The organism is Corynebacterium striatum (genome assembly GCF_016728105.1).
GTDB lineage: Bacteria > Actinomycetota > Actinomycetes > Mycobacteriales > Mycobacteriaceae > Corynebacterium > Corynebacterium striatum.
In genome coordinates this window covers 1,283,723-1,304,977 of record NZ_CP068158.1, presented here as the reverse complement: position 1 = coordinate 1,304,977, position 21,255 = coordinate 1,283,723, and the positions used below count along the sequence as shown (strand labels likewise).

The window sequence follows — 21,255 nt, the reverse complement described above, 5'->3', positions numbered from 1 at the left end:
ACAGTTGATTCAGACTTTGCTGTCAATACTTATCAATTTGGAAATTTCTGTTGCAGCAACCTATTAAGCGGGGTAGACTATTACTTGTCCGTGATTGATAATCGACCCCAATTATCAACTATTTTCTTTTAGGAGGCTTTCCATGACTAACTCCGAAGCTGACAAGGTGCTCAACAAGGGTCAGCGCCCAGCGGGCGGCCCAAACACCACCAGCCCCTCCGGTCAGCCGATTGCGACCGAGAACACCAGCATTACTGCCGGCCAGAATGGCCCTGTTGTTCTCAATGACATCCATCTGATCGAAAAGCTCGCCCACTTCAACCGCGAGCGCGTGCCAGAGCGCACGCCGCATGCTAAGGGGCATGGTGCCTTCGGTGAGTTGCATATCACCAACGATGTTTCCAAGTACACCAAGGCAAAGCTCTTCCAGCCTGGCACCGTCACCCCGATGATGGGCCGTTTCTCCACCGTTGCTGGTGAGCAGGGCTCCCCGGATACCTGGCGCGATGTGCATGGCTTTGCCCTGCGCTTCTACACCGAGGATGGCAACTACGACATCGTGGGCAACAACACCCCAGTCTTCTTCCTGCGTGACGGTATGAAGTTCCCGGACTTTATTCACTCCCAGAAGCGCCTTGGTGTCAACGGCCTGCGCGATGCGGACATGCAGTGGGACTTCTGGACCCGCAACCCAGAGTCCACCCACCAGGTCACCTACTTGATGGGTGACCGTGGTACCCCGAAGACCACCCGCCACCAGAACGGTTACGGTTCCCACACCTTCCAGTGGGTCAACGAGGAAGGCGACGCTTTCTGGGTTAAATACCACTTCAAGACCCGCCAGGGCGTGCAAAACTTCACCGACGCGGAGGCAGGTGAGATGGCCGGCAAGAACGCCGACTACCACCGCGAGGATCTCTACAACGCCATCGAAGAAGGCGACTACCCAATCTGGGACGTTAAGGTGCAGATCATGCCGCTCGCTGAGGCAGCTGAATACCGCTTCAATCCGTTTGACCTCACCAAGGTTTGGTCCAAGAAGGATTACCCGCTGGTTGACGTTGGATACTTCGTGCTCAACCGCAACCCGCGTAACTTCTTCGCCCAAATCGAGCAGGTTGCTCTGGATCCATCCAACCTCGTTCCCGGCATCGGCCTTTCGCCGGACAAGATGCTGCAGGCTCGCGTCTTTGCTTACGCTGACCAGCAGCGCTACCGCATCGGGCCGAACTACAAGCAGCTGCCTGTAAACCAGCCGCTCAACGCAGACAAGGTCAACACTTACGAGCATGAGGGCAACATGCAGTTCCTCTTCAACGCTCCTGAGGATCCTGTCTATTCCCCGAACCGCCACGCAAAGGGCGGCGGCTACCTGGATGGCGACGTCAACGACCGCTCGGTGCAGGAGACCGTCACCGCTCCGGACCTCTACGTGAACCCGGACCCAGCTGGCTTGGACCTTGTCCGTGCGCCGTACGTGCACCACGCTGAAGACTCCGATACGGTTCAGGCAACTGACCTGTATGAGAACGTCTACAACGATGACGAGAAGGAGCGCCTGGCGGACAACATCACCAATGCAATGGCTGGTGTTTCCCCAGAGACTGAGGAGCGCGTCTACGCCTACTGGGGCGCCGTTTCCCCACGCCTAGAAAAGCGCGTTCGTGAGCTCTTCGCTGAGAAGAACTAGCATGTAATACAACCTCCTAATCACAGGCCTGAGCGTGCACTGCCATAGTGTCGCTCAGGCCTCGTGATTTCATGCCTTCGACGTCATAGCAGGGGCCCTGCATGCCGCTACTAGTGGTCTCGCTAGTGGCGGTTTCTTTTGCGGCCGTGTTGGATTCGGCGGCAGCGAACTGCAGCTCACCTTCTGCAGTGTCTTTGGGGGAGCAAGCGGTGAGAGGAAGAAGTACGGCTAGTGGGAGAATCAGTGGGCTGAAGTTTTGGGAATTCTGTATCTTTGCCCGGCTTAAAACGGCGCGCCTGCGTTGTTTGCCGTGGTGGTGGCGATATTTTGAAAGGATGAACTCGCGTCTCGCTGAATCGACTTCCCGCCCCTCCCGCACGCGGGGAATCCTGTTGTGCATTCTCCTCATTCTGCCGTTACTGGCGGGCGCGGCTATTGCTGGCGTCACGGGTTGGGATCCGGCCCGTGCCTGGTCGAGTGAGGGCACGGGTGCGCCCTCTGCCGCTAACGCTGATTCCGCAGCGCTTGGCGACGCCGCCCGCGCCGCCAGCGAAGCCCAAGCCCAAGCCGGCTTTCTTAAGTCCGGTACTGGCCAGCTCGCGACAGGAACTGGCAAGCTGAAGGAGGGGGCGGACGGACTTGGAGGGGGCGTCGACAAGCTGAGCTCCGGCTCGCAGGAGCTTTACGACGGCTTGGTTCAATTGCAATCCGGCACGGCACAGCTCGGCAACGGCGCGACGGAAGTGGCAAACGGTGTGGGTGCTGCGGTGGACCAGATTGTGGGGCTAAAGGTGGTGCAAGGCCAGCTGTTACAGGCCATCGATGGCACCGTTAAGGATCTAGAAGGCAATAACTCCGCAGAGGCGCGCAATATCAAGTCGCAGCTGGCTGACCTGCGTGTCCAAGTAAACAACTTCCAGCTGGATCAGAATCTAACGGACCAGCTGACCAGGCTGAAGGAGGGCTCGCGTGAGATTTCCAACCAGTTGGCTGTAAACGGCTATGGCTACCACGACGGTGTATACAAGGCTGTCGAAGGTGCAAAGCAGCTCAACGATGGTACGAAGCAGCTCGATGCCAAGGTCGATGAGGCGCTGAGCGGCGTAAAGCAGCTTGATGATGGCGCGAAAAAGGTCGACGGGATGGCAAAGCAGAACCAGTCGAAAGTACAAGAGGTGCAGCGCGCGCTGCCTGCGCCGACGGGCGGAGTCCAAGACGTGCGGCTGCTAAGCCCCGTGGTGGCCATGTTGATTGCGGTAGTGCTGACGCTGGGTGGCGCTTGTCTGGGGGCTTTTGTGGTGTGCTCGGGTCGCAGTCCGTGGTTGCCGTTGTTCGGTGGAGTAGTGGTGTTGGCAGTTTTAGCGGAGATAATGTTCTTCCTGCTGGCTACGGGTCCGACTGGTGAGGCCGCGCTGTGGGTTGGCCTAGCCGCAGTGGTGACGAGCCTTGCGTCGGCGGGGCTGACGACGGCCCTGCTGCGCTACTTTGGCAAGGTGGGCGCGGGCCTGGCAGTTGTGCTTGGTCTGGTACAGATTGCTGCGGTGGGCTGGTTCTGGAAGTCCGCTGTGGCGGCAGCTGTGGTGGGAGGAGCCTGGAAGGTTGTTATGGGCCTGCTTCCGCTGCATTGGACTACCTCGGCTCTGACCGTGGCGGGTAACGGTGGCGACCACATGCTGCTGTGGACGGCGTTGGGGGTACTTGGTGTAGTTTCGGCATTCTCATTAGGTGTTATGAAGCGCCCAACTGAAAGTTCTGAAATCTAAAAGTCCCAGGTGGCGAACCCTTTTGGTCTATGAAAATGTAGTCCAAATAGGTATTGGTTCAGAGATTTCTGTGAATGTCTTGGTTTGGTTAACGTTCCATGATGAATCAGTGCTAGGGTAAAATTGCTCACAATGCCTACTTAGGGGGTAGGCAAACGGTTTCTCCAATCCGTTGTGAGTGATAGGGAATAGGGGCGACGCGGCTGCTGTAGGGGCGCCGCGTCGTTTCCCGTTTTATTGCTTTCTGGGGGCTTTTCGTTCGCTGGGATGCGGTTGCGTCCACTCGGATCTGTGGCCTATCTGCGTAGTTGACAACGAGGGTGTCATTTCTTGCCTACGGGCGTGCTTCGTTGTCAGTTATGCAGATCCGGGAGTCCAAGCCCGCAGTCCAAGCCCGCAGTCCAAGCGCAAAAGAAAAAGCCCGACTAGAAACCTAGCCAGGCTGATGGTCGGGATAACAGGATTTGAACCTGCGACCTCTTCGTCCCGAACGAAGCGCGCTACCAAGCTGCGCCATATCCCGGAAAACCGCTTTAATCGGTACCCGAATACTTTAACGCAGCCTGAGCGTCAACCACAAAACGCCAGTTGAACGCCACCTAGCGTTCGGTGATACGCAGCAGGGTTGCCGAGGGGCGGCAGAATATCCGCACTGGCGCAAACTTCGAGGTGCCCAGGCCATTCGAGACGTGCATTTTCATTCTGCCGAAGTCGTGGAGGCCCTGGACGCGGGCACGGTCAATGCCGCAGTTAGTGACCAGTGCGCGGGAGCCCGGCAGACAGATCTGCCCGCCATGCGTATGGCCAGACAGCGAAAGCTGGTAGCCATCAGCCTCAAACTTCTCTAGCACGCGCGGCTCCGGAGCATGCAGCAGCGCCAATGCCAGGTCAGCGTCCTCGTTCGGTGCGCCGGCAATCTCGGAGTAATCATCCAGGTCATGGTGCGGATCATCAACACCCGCCACCGCCAGCTTTACATCGCCGACCTTGAACTCCACGCGGGCCTGGTTGGCGTCGTGCCAGCCGTGCTCAATAAACGCCGCACGCATGCCCTTCCAAGGCAAGTCAACATAGGAGGGCTCGCGTTTCTTTCCAAACAAGTACTTAAACGGGTTGACCGGGCGCGGTGCCCAGTAATCGTTAGTACCAAAGACAAACAAGCCCGGGCGGCTCAGCAGCGGGCCGAGCGCACGGAGAGTATCCGGTACGCCACTTTGGTCGGAGAGATTGTCGCCTGTGTTCACCACCAGGTCTGGGTCCAAGGAATCAAGGCCTGAGACCCATTCAATCTTCTTTTCTTGCCCCGGAATCATGTGCAGATCCGAGATGTGCAGGATGCGGAATTCTTCTTTCCCACGCAGCGTCCCCTTTGGGAGTAGCGGGAGCGTGTATTCCTTCAGCTCAAACTTGGTCAGTTCGGTGTAACCCCACGCCAGGGTGCCTAGGCCGGCGGCAGCAATGCCACCGATAATCGGGAGTATCTTCACCCCACACAGCCTACCTGGCGTAGATTGAAGAATATGAGCCAGCTTAAAGAAACCATTCGTGCAGATCTGAAGACCGCCATGAAGGCCCGTGAGAAGGAGCGCACCAGCGCCATCCGTTCGCTCCTCGCCGCCATTCAGGCCGAGGAAACCAACGGTTCCCGCCACGAGCTCACCGACGAGGACGTACTTAAGGTAATCGCCCGCGAGATCAAGAAGCGTCGCGAGTCCGCCGAGGTTTATGCAGAAAATGGTCGCCAGGAGCTGGCGGACGCCGAGCTTGTCGACGTCCCCTTCTTCGAGGCGTACCAGCCGGAGCAGCTTGACGACGCCGCCCTAGACGCCCTCGTCAGCGAGGCCATCGCCGAGGTCGAGGCAGACTCCGGCGAGGCTGCCACCATCAAGCAGATGGGCAACGTCATGAAGGTTGTCACCGCCAAGGCTGCTGGCCGCGCCGACGGCAAGCGCCTATCCAGCGCAGTCAAGGCCAAGCTCGCCTAAGACGCAAAAAGAAATCCCGCCGTCTTCCTGCACTAAGCAGAGGAGACGGCGGGATTTTCAATGCGCGTGTGCCTAGAGGCCGAAGAGGTCGCGCACGCTGTCGGCAATGGCGTCGATGTCCTCCTGGCGAATGAGCGGCGGGGGATTGCCTTGCCGCTGGTTACCGAAAGGATCCGGGGCATGCTGATCGCCACTGGTTTGATCGGTCTCCGCGCCTCGGCCACCACCGTTAGAGGAAGGCGGTGGTGCGGAAGAAGTGCCGTCGGAAAGCTGCAGCGTGATTTCCGAGCCCTTCTTTAGCCCGTCTGGACCCGTGATGGCGCGGACCACGCGGCGGTAGGGAACCCCGTTGCCCTGGACCTGCGAAACCTTGACTTGGTAGCCCTCGGATTCGAGCTTGGAGCGAGCCTCGCTCTCAGACTTGCCGCGGAGGCCATCGAGGAGGGAGTTGACTTTGCCGTCGTCATAGGCCTTGTCGTAATCGGGGACCGTGCCTGAGGCCGCGGCTGCGACGGATGAAGCCATGGAATAGAAGGTGCGGGCAGGCTCGAGGCCGCCGAAGAGGTCGCCATAACCGCACTGGCGGACTGGGCTGGTGCACAGTGAAGTCGTGGTGGTTCCGTCATTGTAGATGTAGGGAGCCGCAGCGATTCCGGAGTTGAATCCCAAGAATGCGGAGGACTGGTTGGACTCGGTGGTTCCCGTCTTGGCGGCTGCCTGGCCACTAAAGCCCATCATCTTGGCGGAAGCAGAAGCCGTGCCCTTGATGGTGTCCGCAGTCATGTTGTTGGCCAATGCGTTAGCGATGTTCTTGTTCAGCGCGCGCTCACAATTCGGCACCTTGAGGTAGACCTCATTGCCGTCTTTGTCCGTGATCTGCTTGATGGGGTTGGGCTCGCACCACATGCCTTCTGAGGCCAACGTAGCGCCCACGTTGGAAAGCTCAAGCGGATTCACTGCGGTAGGGCCGAGGGTGTAGGAGCCAAGGTTGGATTCCTTGATGTGCTGAGCGATCGACGTCTCTTCGTCGTAGCTGCCCTTTTCGTCGTAAGAGCGCAGACCGAGCTTAACCGACATATCCACCACGTGCTCCACGCCCACCTGTTCGATGAGCTTGATGAAGGTGGTATTCGGTGAATAAGCCAGCGCATCTTGCATCGTCATGGTTGCGGCATAGTTGCCTGCGTTCTCAACGCAGTAGCGATTAGCCGGGCAGCCTGCCGCGCCGCCGGAGCCGAGTCCCTCTGCTTCATAGCGAGTGGGGACGTCGAGCTGGTTCTTGATGCCGTAGCCAGATTCCAACGCGGCTGCCGCGGTGAAGACCTTGAAGACCGAGCCGGCACCGTTGCCCACCAATGAGTGGGTCTGCGGGAGCATGGTCTCGTAGTTGTCGAGGTCCAAACCGTACTTGCGAGAAGAGACCATAGCGAGCACTTCGCGAGTGGACGTGCTGGGCTTGACTACGTTCATGACCTCAGCGACACCCGGGGTCTTAGGGTCTGTCTGGGATCGCACTGCGTTGAGCGCCTGGTCTTGGACATCAGGATCGAGAGTGGTCTTGATGGTGTATCCACCGCGTGTGAGCTGCTCGCGGGAAATTCCCTTGCTCTCTAGATATTCGATGACGTAGTCGCAGAAGAAGCCGCGGTCTTCTGCGCTGATGCAGCCGTTGGGGAGGAGGGAAGGGCTATCGAGCACGCCCAAGTCCTGCTTGCTGTACTCATCAGCTTCGGCCTGTTCGAGAGCGCCATTATCCACCATCGACTGGAGGACCACGTTGCGGCGGTTAATGACCTCCTGCTCGTTGGTATAAGGGTTCAGATACTCGGAAGACTGGACCATTCCGGCTAGCATCGCCGCTTGGGGCACCGTGAGCTCAGAGGCATGGATGCCAAAGTATGTGCGTGCCGCGGCTTCTACACCGTAGGAGTGGTTGCCAAAGGGGACGAGGTTTAGATAGTTGGTGAGGATCTCGTCCTTGTCCAACTCCGCATCGAGGTCGGTCGCCATGCGCATCTCGCGCAGCTTACGGGGAATGGACTGCTCGGTTGCCGCGGCGCGCTCTTCATCGGTCTTGGCGTTAACCAGTAAGAGATAGTTCTTGACGTACTGCTGGTTAAGCGTGGATGCGCCTTGGGAGACTCCGCCTGCTGCTAGGTTGCTCCACAGCGCGCGAAAGTTGCCCTGGAAGTCCACGCCTTCGTGCTCGTAGAAGCGACGATCCTCGATAGCCACGATGGCCTTCTTCATGGGATCGGAAATCTTGTCGGGGCTCACCGGGTGACGGCGCTGCTCGAAAAGATAGGCAAGGCTGTTGCCTTTGGTATCCAGAATGGTGGTTACGCCTGGGGCGTCACCAGCAGTGAGATCCTGTAAGTCGGACTGCATGGTGTCGTTGGTACGGGCAACCGCCACGCCAGAAAGCCCCGCAAAGGGGGCAATCACTACGGCGATGAGAACTCCCGCGAGGACCGTGGAGAGGGCAATTTTTGCCAAGGATTTGATGACAGTCACGTTGAACACCCTACGTGGTGAAACTGTGAGCGGGGAATAGCAGACTCCCCCCTAAAGTGTGACGTGTTAGACAAGTGCTAACGCGTGTGAATACACTTACCGTTGTTACATAATATTCCGCCTGATGAAACATCATACAACGAGCGATATGTCGCGCGTATGGTATTTCGTCAAAATTGTTCGCAAGATTAGCGGGATAGGTAGTAGAGGAAGGAGCTACCCAGCCATGACCGTAAGCCTGAAGGTGACGGGTCCAGCCAAGTCGGTAAGTGCAACCGAGCGTGGTGAATGGGTAACTCAAGCTAAGTGCCGCAACGGTGACCCAGACGCACTCTTCGTGCGTGGCGCCGAGCAGCGTAAGGCCGCGGTCATTTGTCGCCATTGTCCAGTGCTTAATGAATGCCGCGCAGATGCACTAGACAACCGTGTTGAATTCGGAGTGTGGGGCGGTCTGACGGAGCGTCAGCGCCGTGCACTCCTGCGCAAGAATCCGCACATTACCAGCTGGGCGCACTACTTGGCTGAGGGCGGCGAACTCATCGGAATCTAGGGAAACCTAGAGCGTTATTTACGCGTCATTTTGGCTGTTAAACCGTACGTTCGCGACGTGGTGCGCTCACTGATTACTCATAGCGTCGGGTCGGCATGGGTGGGTATTAACCCAACTAACGGAAAAGCCCAGTTCATATGGATTATTGACCCTGTCTACGCTGACCGTAACGGTAAATCTGTGCAGATGAAGTTGCTGGCGGCGACTACGCGTGTGCTGGGTGAGCTTTTAGACCATGACCCGCACTTTTCCCATCGCTTTAGCCGCCACCCGTTCTATACCGGCAAGGCTCCTACCGCTTATCGTTGGTATAGGCAGCACAACCGGGTGATGCGTCTTGGAGATTTGATAAAGCAGGTGAGGGATATGGCAGGACACGACCAGTTCGACCCCACTCCACGCCAGCAATTCAGCTCTGGCCATGAACTCATTAACGCGGTTAAGACCCGCCGTGAGGAAGCCCAGGCGTTTAAAGCGCTTGCCCAGGATGTAGACGCAGAAATTGCCGGTGGACTCGACCAGTACGACCCGGAACTTATCGACGGTGTGCGTGTGCTCTGGATTACCCAAGGCACCGCAGCACGCGACGAAACCGCCTTTAGGCATGCGCTTAAGACTGGACACCGTCTGCGCCAGCAAGGCCAACGCCTGACAGACGCAGCAATTATCGACGCCTATGAGCACGCCTACAACGTCGCACACACCCACGGCGGTGCAGGCCGCGACAATGAGATGCCGCCGATGCGCGACCGTCAAACTATGGCTAGGCGCGTGCGCGGGTATGTCACCCAGTCCAAGAGTGAGACCTACAGCGGTTCTAGCGCGCCAGGTAAAGCCACCAGCAGCGAACGCAAAGCACTAGCCACCATGGGACGCAGAGGCGGCAAGAAAGCAGCAGAACGCTGGAAAACAGACCCTGATGGTAAATATGCGCAAGCTGAGCGCAAGAAACTAACCGAAGCAAACGCAGTCAGGACTATCTCAGGCAAGGCGTCGAAGGCTCAGATTGCTGCCTGGTTTTACTCCGCATATGCACAAACGAAGGCATGGCCGTTGGTCAAAGAAGCCGCAAGCGAGTTTAACGTGTCCGAAAAAACTGTGCGTAGAGCTGTGAAAGACGCAGGGATTGTTTTACCGCGAGGGCGCACTAAAAAACTGGACAGGCCGTAAGCAATATACGGTTCCCCTGTCGTTAGGCAGTTAGATAAAAACTCACTTGAAGAAAACCTTGGAGAAGATAGGGGATCTGGTTCTCTGGTCGCTAATAATTTGCTACTGCTGTGTGCTTGATAGAGAAGAGAGACTAAATGAGCTCTTTTCTGGGGAGGAATCATTGTGCGGATTTTTCGGGTTGCTCACATCTGGGAAAAGGGTAGCTGCGTGTTTCAGGCCCGTGTTTGATTTGGCTTTTTCCTGGTCTGTGAAACTCGAATTGCTTTGCATCGTTTCTTTAATCCAGGGGATCCTTGAGACAATGTTGGTGTGCCACATGGGGCGGCCTTTCCCATCATTGCATTCTGGGTTGAATCCGCCGGCGGTGTGCACCGCGTAGAGGATGTTGTCTTTGTAGATGGGGGCTCCTGAGTCTCCGCCACAGGAACGTGAAGTAGTTGAGGATGTTCCTTTGAAAAGGTCGGTGTATGTAACGTTCCCGAAATTCAGGGAGTTAACTTTTTCAGAAATGACTGTCAACGCTGAAGAGGCATAATCATGGGGTTGCGCGTACCCGGTAAGTACGGCTTGATCTCCAATGGTTAACGGCTCATTAGCGAAAGTGAAGGCATCTGCGTGGATTCCTTCGCCTACTTTGATTAGGGCAACATCATCGTTTGATGATTTGGTATAGATAGCAGCGATACCTGCTACTTCACCATCTGATTGACGGAGAAAACCGTCCATAAACGGTGCGTTAGATACGCAGTGATGTGCCGTGAGCCAGAAGCTATCTCCTAGATAGCTTGCGGTGCAGTCGCGTCGAATGCGGGGTTCTTGTGGATTATCCAGGCTTGGGATTGCTGACCATAAAGCAGCAATCCGGTTATCGTTTACCGGTACTGTGCTACTTGCTTGTAGAGAAGCGAAATCACCATTGGCGTCCTGGGCTACAGCAGGAGAAGCACCCAGTGCGGTAAATGCGCAGGTGAGGATTATAAGACTGGTTTTAGCTATTTTCATGGTTACCCGACGAGATTAGAAAGGAGAACTTTTTCGCTTAACCAGCGTAGCCTGCCACCAAGCTATAAGCTGACCTAGTAGAACAACTCCTTGTTTCACTCTCATCTAAGGACCGCCAATGAAAGCTCTCTCACGCAAACTACTTGCTTTCGTCTCAGCAAGCTTATTAATCAGTACCACTCCCGGTACTGCAGTCGCGCAATCATCTTTTTCTGATTCATTATCGTCATCAGTGTCACAGGATACTTTTCCTGCTGATCCTAGTGAAAATACCGTAGAGGCAATCGACAATAAGGAAACGTCAGATGAATACCCCACTCCAGTACTGCCAGAGTGGGCTAAGGGGGCCTCGTCTGAAATTGTAGAAACTGAACTTTCACCGGAAGAAGTCTCCGAGTGGACTCCGACGAAATCTCCTAAATCTACTGTACGCCCTGGAGAAATGCGTAGCGATAGGGAAGAAATACCGGGTGATTTCACCAAAGAAGAGGCGGATCTTGCAGAAACAAAAGAAGCACAGCTGCAAGAAGAAGATAATCCGACCCTAAATTCTGCCCCAGGTTGCAAAGTTTACTGGCCTTCTCCTTTTGAAGTATGCGGTGCAATCCGGGAACTTTATGATTCCATTGGCGGACCGAAAAGCTTTCTGACGTTTCCTAAAAGCAACGAACTAACTAATCCTGACGGTATTGGTAAAAGGTCCGAATTCGTCAACGGGTTTATCTATTGGCATCCAAAGACAGGCGCTCATACTGTTAGCATTCCTGCAACCGTCGTGTGGGCAAAGCATGGTTGGGAACGCGGACACTTCGGGTACCCAATGACTAATGATATCGCTCTCGGAGAGGGTTGGTATAAGCAGAAATACCAAGGTGTGAAGCGTCCTGGGTTTAGTTCCTACCTCAGCTAAGGAAGGATTGAACTATGCCTAGAAAGTATTCCGTCGAGTTCAAGGACAAGGCGGTCCATCAGATCATCGAAATGGTCCGCCTGGAATCTTGCTCACTGCAACGCGCCTACACGGAGGTCGGCGAGCTCCTTGGAGTATCTCACCACACGTTGCGGGCTTGGTACCGTGACAGCGCTTCAGTACGCGATAATTCTGACGCTTCAGGCGGCGAAACAATGGAAGAAGAGCTCAAGCGTCTGCGCCGCGAAAACCGCGAACTGAAACGAGCAAACGGGATTCTTAAGACAGCTTCGGCTTTTTTCGCAGCGGAACTCGACCGACCCACGACCAAATGATCTCCTACATCGACACGTATAAAGATCAGTTTGGGGTCGAGGCCATCTGTCGAGTCCTTAAACAAGCAGATCGTGGATTCATTACTTCACGCGGCTACCGCAAAGCTACCACACGTGTTCCCAGTGCAAGAGCCTTAAGCGATAGCCTGCTCATCCCAGAGATACAGCGTGTGCATGCGGAGAATTTCTCGGTCTACGGTATCCGCAAAATGTGGCACGCGATGAACCGTGAAGGCTTTCATATTGGTCGCGACAAGACTGCACGACTAATGAAACTTGCAGGTGTTTCTGGCCGCAGACGTGGGCGAACCCCTGTGACAACGATTAGCCCGAAGACACCGGATCATCGCCCGGACCTAGTGCGCCGAAACTTCCGTGCGCAGGCACCAGGCAGGCTTTGGGTTGCCGACATTACCTACGTTCGCACCCTGTCAGGATTCGCCTACACCGCGTTTGTCGTGGATGTCTTCAGCCGAAAAATTGTTGGTGTTGCTACACGCTCGACAATGCGCACCGATGCGCTGCCCATGGAGGCATTGGAACATGCGTTAACGACTGCAGGACGAATCCATGGAAACCAACTAATTCACCACAGCGATCGGGGCAGCCAGTACGTGTCACTGAAGTATTCCACCGCGCTAGCTGAGTCAGGAATCCGCCCGAGTGTGGGAACAATCGGCGATTCTTATGACAATGCTCTAGCCGAAACAGTCAACGGTCTCTACAAGGCGGAACTGATTCATGCCCAGGGCCCGTGGACGTCGGTCGGAGAAGTCGAACTGGCCACCTTGCGGTGGGTGCATTGGTGGAACACTAAGCGACTTCACGAAGCATTGGACTACGCCACCCCACAGGAAGTAGAAACCGAGTACTATCTCACCCAGCCCATCAACACAGGGCCGTAAAAGAAGCGGAACTAAACCCAGGACGCTTCAGTGGCTACATCTACACACGAAACTCCATTCCTGCAGTACAAGCAGGAATTCAGGGGCGAATATATGACAAATGGCAGGGCATGGGAGCCCAAAAGAGTACCTTAGGTTTCCCTATCAGCAGCGAAGAAAAAACACCTGACGGGATCGGGCGATACAACCTTTTCCAAAAAGGAATTATGGTTTGGCACCCCAAATTCGGCGCTCACGCTATAACAGGCGATGTGCTACTCCAATGGGTGTATTCAGGCGCTATTGATGGAGATGTCGGCTACCCTATTGGTGACCCCGGAGAAAGTGACAGTGACGGTTGGAAGGAACAAAAGTTTGAAAAAGGCAGCATCCACGGTAGCCAACTAGACAAATTCTTTCCTGACTTTATGCCTGGGGCAGGACTCGAACAAGATGCACCTACCCTACAAGGCAGTGGAATCGCTGGAGGCAATGATTATACCGATCAGGTGATGATGGCTACGCATGACCGATGTGGGGTTCCTGTTGTGCTACGACGGGGATGGTATGAACCTGATGCCAAAACACGTCCATATGGCCCTTGGGGTTACGACAAGATTCGGCACAAACATGGAATTTGGAACCTTTACTCGATTAGGCAATACATTCAAGGTCTGTGCGAAGCCAGGATGGAAAACGCGGACCGCATTTATGAAGCTCCTATTTATGAAGCTGTCCGCACTAATGATGGAAAAAAGGTTGGATCTGGAAGATCATTTGAACTTCGGGGAATAGTAGAAACTACTATTCACATTGAAGGTGCGCAAGAGACCCGTGGGTTGAAGACACTTTTCCCGCTGCGTGGTTCCAATGGTGGTAGTGACGTAGCTCCTCGGTGGTTTAACTTGGAACACAATATCGACTAAAAGACGAAGGGGCTAGTCTGTCTGACTAGTTGTGTGATGTCTAGTGACTTCTTGGACTCGGAGTCCATTGACTTTTTGGACTTGGAGTCCAGTTAGTTTTTTGACGCGGAGTCTAGGAAGTTTATGGACAGGATGTCTAATGACTTTTTGGACTCTGGTTTCTTGACAATGTGGGGATGGCAATTCCGATTACTCTCCGCAAGAAGATAGCGGATTTCGATCCCATCCGTGAGGGCATCACGGTCCAGCAGTTCTGCAAGAACATCGGCGTATCGAAGCAGACGTATTACAACATCAAAGCACGTATCGCCGAGCGCGGGCGGGCTGGCATCGTGCCGGATAGCACGGCACCGCTGAACCCGCGACGGGTCTACGATGACAAGATTCGACAACAGGTCCTGCAAGCTCGCGGTGCGTTACAAGCCCGCGGCCAAGACTGCGGCCTATGGTCAATCTTCTACTTCTTCCTCGATGAACTCGGCTACGAACAACCACCGTCACGAGCTTTAATCGCACAATGGTTGCACGAGGCTGGCGTCGCTGACATCAATGCACGTAAACGACCGCGTAAGTCCTACAGGCACTTTGCCAGGGGCGAAGTCAATGAACTGTGGCAGATCGATGCGTTTGTCTACAGACTCTTCGATGCGCCTCACACGCAAGTGACTATCTACCAAGTTATCGACGATGCCAGCCGCTTCGACGTCGGCTCCCGAGCTTTTGGAACTCCAGAAAACGGCACCGATGCCCGCATCACGCTGCGTGGAGCCATTGATGCTTATGGACTTCCCCAAGAAGTCCTCTCTGACAACGGTGATGCCTTTGCTACCTACCATCGCGGCCGGCTGTCGCAAACCGAACGCTGGCTCGCCAGTCTGGGGGTTCAATCAAGTGCGGGTTTTGCTCCCACGACGCAAGGCAAAGACGAGCGATCGCACCAAACCATGACCAGGTTTTTGGATGCTCGTACCCCCACGACACTGGCGCAGGTCCAACAGTTGATTGTCGACTACCGCGACTTCTACAACACACGCCGTCGCCACCAAGGACTTCTTAGGGGCAAGATGCACATCACCCCAGCCCAAGCCTGGGAGATTATCTCGCATGCCCAGCCACCGACGCAGCCGATTGACCCAGATGTTTTATGGACGAAAATCGCGAAGCAATATCACCGGATTCACCCCGACAACCAAGCAGATGCCTTAGCAGCCGACACGGTGGTCGCGACAGATAATGCCCTGGCTGAAGTTGCAGCTTCAGACAAGGCACCAGGTAACGACACAAAGGCGATCCAGCAAGATACACCCCATGCCGATTCCTCAACCGTACTGCCAAGCTCTACCGGTGTAAATGCACTCTGGCCTATCCCGGACAAGCTGTGGATCAACAAAAGCGGGGTGGTCCGCGTCATGGGACACGGCCTCTACGTCGGGCTGCGCTTTAAAAATCGAGCCATCTACAGCAGCGTAGCCGGTGACTATGCGGAATTTTTTACTGATCACGACGGTGAGAAACTGTTTTCATTTCCGCTACCGATCCAACTGAATCAGCGTCCACCCGGCGGTCAAATCAACATAAACCACGTTGTCGGCATGTGGCACCGACAACCCCCAGAGCTAAAGCCCAACCTCTCTGGGCCACGGCCAAGCCGCCGGAAGAAGCCAAGCTAGCACCAGTACAAAAACTCCGTGGACTCCCCGCCCAAAAAGCGAGGAGACCCCGAGTCCACAAAGTAGCTGGACTCCAAGTCCAAAAACCTCATGGACATAACACTGTCTGACTAGTTGTGAGTGGCTAGGGGTAGATAAATATCTGCCCCTTCGCTTTTCATTTTTTTTAGTTCCGTAAAATGCTTCGGATCGTAGTCTCTCTCGCCACCAATCCATTCAATCTTATCGTCGGAACCGTAATCTAAATACGGGGCAACAGCATTTCCTGCCAACTGATCTCCCCACCCCGTAACAGCGGTTCTCCCCTCTGATGAGTAGCTTTCACCCGATTCAAGAGTGTGTCGTGGAATCAGCGCAAATTCCATGCCAACATATGCAAGTCCTTGCGCGGATTTAACTGAAAATACGCAATATGCGTACTTGGACGTTTTCCAGGTAGCTCGTACTTCGACATCATCGGGAGACACACAATTTTCTGAGGGAAAATACCTCTTTAGTAAATGGCGTATCTCCTGGTAAAAAATTTCTGAACTCCACGTTTCCGCCATAATTCACACTCCGTATTTCACTAGGCTGCATAACTTTGGTTAAATTGCATGAGTCTTCACTATGGCTAAAACGGTACACCTGGGGTTGCCCGCAAATCGTGGACACGTAGTGGAGCTACCTAGTGGTTAGGCAGCTATTTCTTTTCTGCTGTTGATTGCGTCGGCGTGGTTCTCGAAGTCGACAGGGCTGACCATCCCGAGTGCAGAGTGCCGGCGCCGACGGTTGTAGACGACTTCAATCCAGTAGGCAACGGCTTTGCGTGCGGCATCACGGGTAGGCCATCGCTGCCGGTCATAGAATTCAGTCTTTAGCGTCGACCAGAACGACTCGGCCATCGCGTTATCGAAGCACACGCCAGTGCGCCCCACAGACTGAGCGATGCCCAGGTTGCGGCAGACCTCCCAGAGCTTCTCACTGGTGAATTGTGTTCCGCGGTCAGCGTGAAACACCAGCCCATCAGGAACGTCACCGCGCAGTGTATGCGCCATCCGCAGGGCCCGTTCAACCGGGTGTGTGTCTTGAACGCTATCCATTGCCCAGCCCAGTACCCTGCGGGAATGACCATCGCGGACCGCGCACAAGTACAACCATCCCTCGCTGGTACGTAGGTAGGTAATATCTGACATCCACACTCGGTTGAGCTCACCAGTATCAAACATGCGCTTGACCAGGTCAGGAAGAGTTGACTTACGCTTGGCTTGAATTGTAGTCACCGGAACAAAGGCACGCGGTGAAATCCCTTCAATGCCCATCATGCGCATCCGCTTCGCCACAGTCTTACGGTTAAGTGAAATGCGGTAGCGCTCGGCGAGCTCTGCGGTGATCCGCGGAGCACCATAAACCTCATCAGAGTCTTTCCAAATCTGATGAATCTTACGGTCAACATCATCGTAAAATGCTGCCCGATCATCCTTTCCGGATAGTCGTTTCTGCTGCGCATGGGCCCATTTGTAGTATCCAGACCGAGACACTTTTAATAGCCGTGCCATGCGCTTGATGCTGTAGTTCGCCTTCTCCTGCCGCATCAATTCGAACTTTTCTGCTCGCGTTGCCTCAAAGCGAAGAAGGCTGTCGCTTTTGACAAAAACTCGTTATCCATCTTGGCTTCTGCCAACTCACGGCGCAGACGAGCATTCTCAGCACGAAGATCAGACTCACTCATCCCATCTGAGGATCCTCGGCGTTCACGCTCGAGTTTGACCCACCGGCCCAAAAGCCCGGCGGAAACACCGATTTCCTTAGCCACATGAGGAATCGGTCGCTCTGACTCGATTACCAGGTTTGCGGCTTCACGCCGGTACTCCGGCGTGTATTTCTTGCGCTGTTGACTCACAGTGAACATCCTCTCTTACGGACACAAGATCCGTACAAATAGGGTGTCCACTAAACGAGGGTAACCTCACACCCCACTTTTACAATAAGGTACATGTTTGAATTTCGCGTATATTCGCCGACTTTAAAGACAACGTTCTTCTACGGTAGGGAGCCAAGCTTTGAGCAGGCCTGGGACAAGGCCGTGGTCTACATTTTGAATGATGCCCGTTGGAAAGACCAAAGCAATATCATTGATGCCATAGCTGCAACGGAGACAAAGTCAGAACATGCCACAAATGGGTGGATAGACGTCAGCCTTGGCCGGAATATGCAAAATGTTGTTTACGAGCAACACGAAGTTGCGGTCATGATTGATAAAACTGCACGTGTCATGAACAATTTAGGACACTGAGTTAAGTCGGTTAGGGTACACCACGTTACGAGATAATCTTCCAACTCTTGCTCAAGCAGTCAGTCCGGTAGAAGTGATAACTCACGTCCCCTCTACCAACCGCAGTCCCGGACGCGACCGTGGGGCACTTGCTAGTGCCCTCAATTCTGCTCTCGGTCATATATCCGAAATCGTCTCACACCAGCGGCTTTAGAATCTTCAGGTGATAACACCGGCGCGTCCCACACAATAAGCCCAGATCGTTTTTCAGTGATAGATCCTGCTGCAGTCGCCGGTCGGCACGTGCTGCTAGTGGAGGACACTTGGGTCAGCGGAGCCAGTGCGCAATCAGAAGCGGTATCTCTGCACCGAGCAGGCGATCACCATGTCACTGTCATGTGTATCGCCAGGATGCTGAAAGCCAAGTGGGAAGACGGGACTTACTTGGCATCTCAATACGCCACCTTGCTGCCTCCACAGCAAGACACTACAGTTTTCAATCCTTAAACAAGGAGATATGAACATACTTTTAGACGGCGCTGTTGCAAAGTTGGGCCAGGGCACGATGTTTACCTACGGGCACCCGAACCCAGACGCGGTGATCGTCAGCCGGATATTCGAGACAGCTTAAGCACCCCGGAGCAAGGACAACTAATGTCTTGAGGGTAGGCTTTTCGACCCTGGCCCAACTTTGCAACAGCACCGCGTAGGTAAAATAACGGGTTAAGTGACAATTTTCGATTATGTGACCTTGGATGACTGTGTCGTTTTGAGGAGTCGTCTGCACGGATTTCAGAAGTCCTCTGCACTATCGCCATCCACTCCGGAGAGGCCGCGGGCGTTCGTCCACTTCATCTGGAACGCGACTCGACAGAGCGCATTCAATCGGATGGTCTCTTTCTCCCTGCGAAGGATGGGGGCACTTTAGGGTGCCAGGGTGTTGACCAGATCGAGGAATTCCTCAGCGTAGGCAATTTGCTTGCGTAGCTTTTCGTAGCGGGTGCGCGTCTCCTCACGAATGTCGGCAAGGGTGGCCTTGGCATTACTCCGTGCCTGCTGTGCGGGATCACTGTCCTGCCCGCCATCTGAACTATGAAGAATCTCCGCAGCTTCCAGGAATTCTCGCATCTGATCCAGAGTAAACCCCAGCGGTTTCATCCGTCGCACCAGCAAAACACGACGTACATCAGCCTCACTATAAAGCCTGAACCCACCAGGGCTACGCCCCGATGGGGTAATCAGGCCGACGTTGTCATAATAACGCAAGGTGGGAATCGACAACCCAGTCTGGTCAACGACCTCGCCGATCTTGAAATTACTGTTTTGCATTGCCTGTTCTCCTTCACGGTGATGTTGCCCACGGGTTCCTGTGCCTGGGTTGGCGGTTGAGTAAAACTCCCGCTACCATGACCACCATCACCAAACCTAAAGTTACTAGAGGGTTGGATTCCTTTCGGGCGTTCGCCCAGTTACCTATCCCCTCAAAGATTGGACATCTATGACTGAAACTAGCACGGCGGCCCCCCGCCCCCTCCTGAGTCCAGACGGCGCTGATGCCCCTACCGGGATCATCGCATCCTTCCGTTACGCATTTTCTTCCCCCGCCCGTATCCGTATAGAGATTCTGGCCGGACTGGCGGTATCCCTGGCGCTGATCCCTGAGGCCATTGCCTTTTCCATCCTTGCCGGTGTTGACCCAGCCATGGGTCTGTTTTCCTCGGTAGTCATGGCCATTGCGATCGCCTTTACCGGTGGCCGCCCGGCAATGATAACCGGCGCCACCGGGGCTATTGCCCTAGTCATTGCTCCTGTGGCGCGTGGTTACGGGATAGATTATTTCATCGCCACCGTCTTGTTGGGCGGTGTCCTACAAATCGTGCTCGGAGCCCTCGGTGTGGCGAAACTTCAGCGTTTTATCCCCCGATCGGTGATGCTGGGTTTCGTCAATGCACTGGGCATTATGATTTTCACCGCCCAACTCGAACACCTCATTGATGTGCCTTGGATGGTCTACCCACTCGTCGGCTTGGGTGTGGTGATCATGATTTTCTTCCCCAAGCTCACCAGTGTGATCCCCGCCCCGCTGGTCACGATTATCGTGCTCACCGGTTTGGTCATTGCCGCCGGTTTGACTGTCCCGACGGTCTCGGACATGGGCAAGATGCCGGAGACCTTACCGTCCCTGTTTATTCCGAACGTGCCGTGGACGTTGGAGACCCTGCAGATCATCGCGCCTTATGCCCTGGCCATGGCCGTGGTCGGTCTCATGGAATCGTTGATGACCGCCAAGCTCGTCGATGACATCACCGACACTCATTCCGATAAAACTCGCGAATCCTGGGGACAGGGGGTGGCTAATATTGCCTCCGGTTTCTTCGGCGGCATGGGCGGCTGTGCGATGATCGGTCAAACCATGATCAACGTCCGCGAATCCGGGGCACGTACCCGCCTATCCACCCTGTTAGCCGGTGTGTTCCTGCTGGTCCTGGTCCTGGCACTGGGCGACATCGTTGGCATGATCCCGATGGCTGCGCTGGTGGCAATCATGATCATGGTCTCGGTCGGCACCATCGACTGGCACTCGGTGCATCCACGCACCCTTAAACTCATGCCGGTCTCTGAGACCATTGTTATGGCCGTGACGATTATTGCGACCCTAGCCACCAGCAACCTGGCCATTGGTGTGGTGCTGGGTGTGGTCACCGCGATGATCATGTTCGCCCGTCGGGTGGCACATATCGTTTCCATTGAAAAGGTCTCCGATATCGACGGCGACGGCGATGGCGAGATTGATACTCGTACCTACCGGGTGCATGGCCAGTTGTTTTGGGCATCAAGCAATGACCTGGTTTATCGCTTTGATTACACCGATTCTGCCCGTCATATCACTATTGATCTCACTGAGGCGGAGATCTGGGATGCCTCCACGGTCGCGACCTTTGACGCGATTACGCAGAAGTTCCAGGACAGAGGCAAAACCGTGTCCATTATCGGGCTCGACGGCCCCAGTCAGGACCGGCTGAACCGACTGTCTGGCCGGCTTGACACCGGCCACTAACATCCCCCGACTCGAGCACATCGACTTGGCGCCCCAACTTATAACCGGGGCGCCAGTTTATTGGTGCTGTTGCACAGTTGGGGCAGTAGGAAGAGTGACGTGAAATAGTCACACAGCCATGGGTATCTTCTCCGGTCGTCATTTCCCCCGTGACATCATTCTGTGGGCAGTAGGTGGTACTGCCGCTACGGGGTGAGCTACCGCGATCTGGAGGAAATGATGACTTCAGCGGGGCGTGCCGGTCGATCACACCACGATCTACCGCTGGGTCCAGAAATACGCCCCTGAGCTGGACAAGCAAACACGGTGGTACCGGCAGGTACCTGACTGCCAGGCCAGTTCCTGGCGGGTCGATGAGACCTATATCCGGGTCGGCGGCAGGTGGTGCTACCTCTATCGGGCGATCACCGCCGGTGGCCAGACCGGTATAGGATAGTCGCTTTATAGGTCCATGCTGATTCGCGCTCTGGGGTACACTCTAAGCGAACAGTTTAAGAATTACATCCATCGTGTTTAACTCGCTGTTCGCTAGGGTGGGTTT

Annotated in this window: 17 protein-coding genes, 1 tRNA gene and 2 pseudogenes; 13 read left to right on the top strand and 7 right to left on the bottom strand. The window is 55.0% G+C overall.

Annotated elements, in window-relative coordinates:
* Positions 1-142 precede the first annotated feature (142 nt).
* Both I6I72_RS06165 and I6I72_RS06160 read left to right on the top strand, forming a co-directional pair.
* On the top strand, positions 143-1,690 hold the full coding sequence (locus I6I72_RS06165) for a catalase (RefSeq protein WP_049064490.1): 1,548 nt from the start codon (positions 143-145) through the stop codon (positions 1,688-1,690).
* Positions 1,691-2,025: 335 nt separating this feature from the next.
* Positions 2,026-3,453: a YhgE/Pip domain-containing protein gene (locus tag I6I72_RS06160; RefSeq protein WP_049145413.1), complete on the top strand. Its 1,428-nt coding sequence runs from the start codon at positions 2,026-2,028 to the stop codon at positions 3,451-3,453.
* 446 nt (positions 3,454-3,899) lie between these two features.
* Here I6I72_RS06160 and I6I72_RS06155 read toward each other — a convergent pair.
* Both I6I72_RS06155 and I6I72_RS06150 read right to left on the bottom strand, forming a co-directional pair.
* Positions 3,900-3,976: transfer RNA gene (locus I6I72_RS06155), tRNA-Pro, on the bottom strand.
* A gap of 76 nt (positions 3,977-4,052) precedes the next feature.
* Positions 4,053-4,940, bottom strand: coding sequence for a metallophosphoesterase (locus tag I6I72_RS06150; RefSeq protein ID WP_049145410.1), 888 nt, complete (start codon positions 4,938-4,940; stop codon positions 4,053-4,055).
* A gap of 33 nt (positions 4,941-4,973) precedes the next feature.
* On the opposite strand from I6I72_RS06150, the gene I6I72_RS06145 reads away from it, so the two are divergent.
* Positions 4,974-5,438, top strand: coding sequence for a GatB/YqeY domain-containing protein (locus I6I72_RS06145; protein ID WP_049145407.1), 465 nt, complete (start codon positions 4,974-4,976; stop codon positions 5,436-5,438).
* A gap of 72 nt (positions 5,439-5,510) precedes the next feature.
* Here I6I72_RS06145 and I6I72_RS06140 read toward each other — a convergent pair whose 3' ends face one another.
* Positions 5,511-7,952 (bottom strand): transglycosylase domain-containing protein, encoded by a 2,442-nt coding sequence (locus I6I72_RS06140; protein WP_070508825.1) that lies wholly within the window; start codon positions 7,950-7,952, stop codon positions 5,511-5,513.
* 226 nt (positions 7,953-8,178) lie between these two features.
* On the opposite strand from I6I72_RS06140, the gene I6I72_RS06135 reads away from it, so the two are divergent.
* Both I6I72_RS06135 and I6I72_RS06130 read left to right on the top strand, forming a co-directional pair.
* The gene (locus I6I72_RS06135; RefSeq protein WP_034657256.1) at positions 8,179-8,502 is read left to right on the top strand and encodes a WhiB family transcriptional regulator; all 324 of its coding nucleotides are present in this window, start codon (positions 8,179-8,181) and stop codon (positions 8,500-8,502) included.
* Between the two features lie 57 nt (positions 8,503-8,559).
* Complete coding sequence (locus I6I72_RS06130; protein ID WP_239294874.1) at positions 8,560-9,672, top strand: replication initiation protein; 1,113 nt, start codon at positions 8,560-8,562, stop codon at positions 9,670-9,672.
* A gap of 102 nt (positions 9,673-9,774) precedes the next feature.
* Here I6I72_RS06130 and I6I72_RS06125 read toward each other — a convergent pair whose 3' ends face one another.
* Positions 9,775-10,677 (bottom strand): trypsin-like serine protease, encoded by a 903-nt coding sequence (locus I6I72_RS06125; RefSeq protein ID WP_080548630.1) that lies wholly within the window; start codon positions 10,675-10,677, stop codon positions 9,775-9,777.
* Between the two features lie 118 nt (positions 10,678-10,795).
* Here I6I72_RS06125 and I6I72_RS13685 point away from each other — a divergent pair, with 118 nt between their 5' ends.
* The 4 genes from I6I72_RS13685 to I6I72_RS06105 all read left to right on the top strand — a co-directional run bounded on the left by I6I72_RS13685 (position 10,796) and on the right by I6I72_RS06105 (position 15,402).
* Positions 10,796-11,587: an LGFP repeat-containing protein gene (locus tag I6I72_RS13685; RefSeq protein WP_236592684.1), complete on the top strand. Its 792-nt coding sequence runs from the start codon at positions 10,796-10,798 to the stop codon at positions 11,585-11,587.
* A gap of 14 nt (positions 11,588-11,601) precedes the next feature.
* Positions 11,602-12,827, top strand: a protein-coding gene (locus I6I72_RS06115) for an IS3 family transposase (protein WP_201806497.1) whose coding sequence is annotated in 2 segments (ribosomal slippage) — positions 11,602-11,881 and positions 11,881-12,827 — 1,227 coding nt in all. Because the reading frame shifts where the segments join, the coding sequence is not laid out codon by codon here.
* A gap of 110 nt (positions 12,828-12,937) precedes the next feature.
* The gene (locus I6I72_RS06110) at positions 12,938-13,732 is read left to right on the top strand and encodes an LGFP repeat-containing protein (protein WP_236592683.1); all 795 of its coding nucleotides are present in this window, start codon (positions 12,938-12,940) and stop codon (positions 13,730-13,732) included.
* A 176-nt stretch (positions 13,733-13,908) separates the two neighbouring features.
* A complete protein-coding gene (locus I6I72_RS06105; protein ID WP_201807699.1) occupies positions 13,909-15,402 on the top strand; it encodes a DDE-type integrase/transposase/recombinase in 1,494 nt (497 codons plus the stop codon).
* 110 nt (positions 15,403-15,512) lie between these two features.
* Here the strand turns inward: I6I72_RS06105 and I6I72_RS13680 are convergent, their stop codons facing one another.
* Both I6I72_RS13680 and I6I72_RS06095 read right to left on the bottom strand, forming a co-directional pair.
* The gene (locus I6I72_RS13680; protein ID WP_049147221.1) at positions 15,513-15,767 is read right to left on the bottom strand and encodes a hypothetical protein; all 255 of its coding nucleotides are present in this window, start codon (positions 15,765-15,767) and stop codon (positions 15,513-15,515) included.
* 309 nt (positions 15,768-16,076) lie between these two features.
* Positions 16,077-17,293 (bottom strand): IS3 family transposase gene (locus tag I6I72_RS06095; protein WP_201807696.1). Its coding sequence is split into 2 segments (ribosomal slippage): positions 16,077-17,032 and positions 17,032-17,293, totalling 1,218 coding nucleotides; the frame shifts between segments, so codons are not numbered across the junction.
* A gap of 84 nt (positions 17,294-17,377) precedes the next feature.
* On the opposite strand from I6I72_RS06095, the gene I6I72_RS06090 reads away from it, so the two are divergent.
* Both I6I72_RS06090 and I6I72_RS06085 read left to right on the top strand, forming a co-directional pair.
* On the top strand, positions 17,378-17,677 hold the full coding sequence (locus I6I72_RS06090) for a hypothetical protein (RefSeq protein WP_201807693.1): 300 nt from the start codon (positions 17,378-17,380) through the stop codon (positions 17,675-17,677).
* Positions 17,678-18,209: 532 nt separating this feature from the next.
* Positions 18,210-18,287 (top strand): annotated as a pseudogene (locus I6I72_RS06085) (IS6 family transposase); the annotation flags it as partial.
* A 293-nt stretch (positions 18,288-18,580) separates the two neighbouring features.
* On the opposite strand, the gene I6I72_RS06080 reads toward I6I72_RS06085, so the two are convergent.
* Positions 18,581-18,985, bottom strand: a complete 405-nt coding sequence (locus tag I6I72_RS06080; RefSeq protein ID WP_005531126.1) for a MerR family transcriptional regulator — start codon at positions 18,983-18,985, stop codon at positions 18,581-18,583.
* A 169-nt stretch (positions 18,986-19,154) separates the two neighbouring features.
* On the opposite strand from I6I72_RS06080, the gene I6I72_RS06075 reads away from it, so the two are divergent.
* Entirely contained in the window at positions 19,155-20,714 is a 1,560-nt protein-coding gene (locus tag I6I72_RS06075; RefSeq protein WP_039676327.1) for a SulP family inorganic anion transporter, read from the top strand.
* A gap of 118 nt (positions 20,715-20,832) precedes the next feature.
* Positions 20,833-21,138 (top strand): annotated as a pseudogene (locus I6I72_RS06070) (IS6 family transposase); the annotation flags it as partial.
* Between the last annotated feature and the right edge of the window lie 117 nt (positions 21,139-21,255).

Bases quoted from the DNA above. Each gene is read 5' to 3' on its own strand.
- I6I72_RS06165 (WP_049064490.1), top strand. From the start codon at position 143: ATGACTAACTCCGAAGCTGACAAGGTGCTCAACAAGGGTCAGCGCCCA.
- I6I72_RS06160 (WP_049145413.1), top strand. From the start codon at position 2,026: ATGAACTCGCGTCTCGCTGAATCGACTTCCCGCCCCTCCCGCACGCGG.
- I6I72_RS06145 (WP_049145407.1), top strand. From the start codon at position 4,974: ATGAGCCAGCTTAAAGAAACCATTCGTGCAGATCTGAAGACCGCCATG.
- I6I72_RS06135 (WP_034657256.1), top strand. From the start codon at position 8,179: ATGACCGTAAGCCTGAAGGTGACGGGTCCAGCCAAGTCGGTAAGTGCA.
- I6I72_RS06125 (WP_080548630.1), bottom strand. From the start codon at position 10,677: ATGAAAATAGCTAAAACCAGTCTTATAATCCTCACCTGCGCATTTACC.
- I6I72_RS13685 (WP_236592684.1), top strand. From the start codon at position 10,796: ATGAAAGCTCTCTCACGCAAACTACTTGCTTTCGTCTCAGCAAGCTTA.
- I6I72_RS06110 (WP_236592683.1), top strand. From the start codon at position 12,938: ATGGGAGCCCAAAAGAGTACCTTAGGTTTCCCTATCAGCAGCGAAGAA.
- I6I72_RS06105 (WP_201807699.1), top strand. From the start codon at position 13,909: ATGGCAATTCCGATTACTCTCCGCAAGAAGATAGCGGATTTCGATCCC.
- I6I72_RS13680 (WP_049147221.1), bottom strand. From the start codon at position 15,767: ATGGAATTTGCGCTGATTCCACGACACACTCTTGAATCGGGTGAAAGC.
- I6I72_RS06090 (WP_201807693.1), top strand. From the start codon at position 17,378: ATGTTTGAATTTCGCGTATATTCGCCGACTTTAAAGACAACGTTCTTC.
- I6I72_RS06080 (WP_005531126.1), bottom strand. From the start codon at position 18,985: ATGCAAAACAGTAATTTCAAGATCGGCGAGGTCGTTGACCAGACTGGG.
- I6I72_RS06075 (WP_039676327.1), top strand. From the start codon at position 19,155: ATGACTGAAACTAGCACGGCGGCCCCCCGCCCCCTCCTGAGTCCAGAC.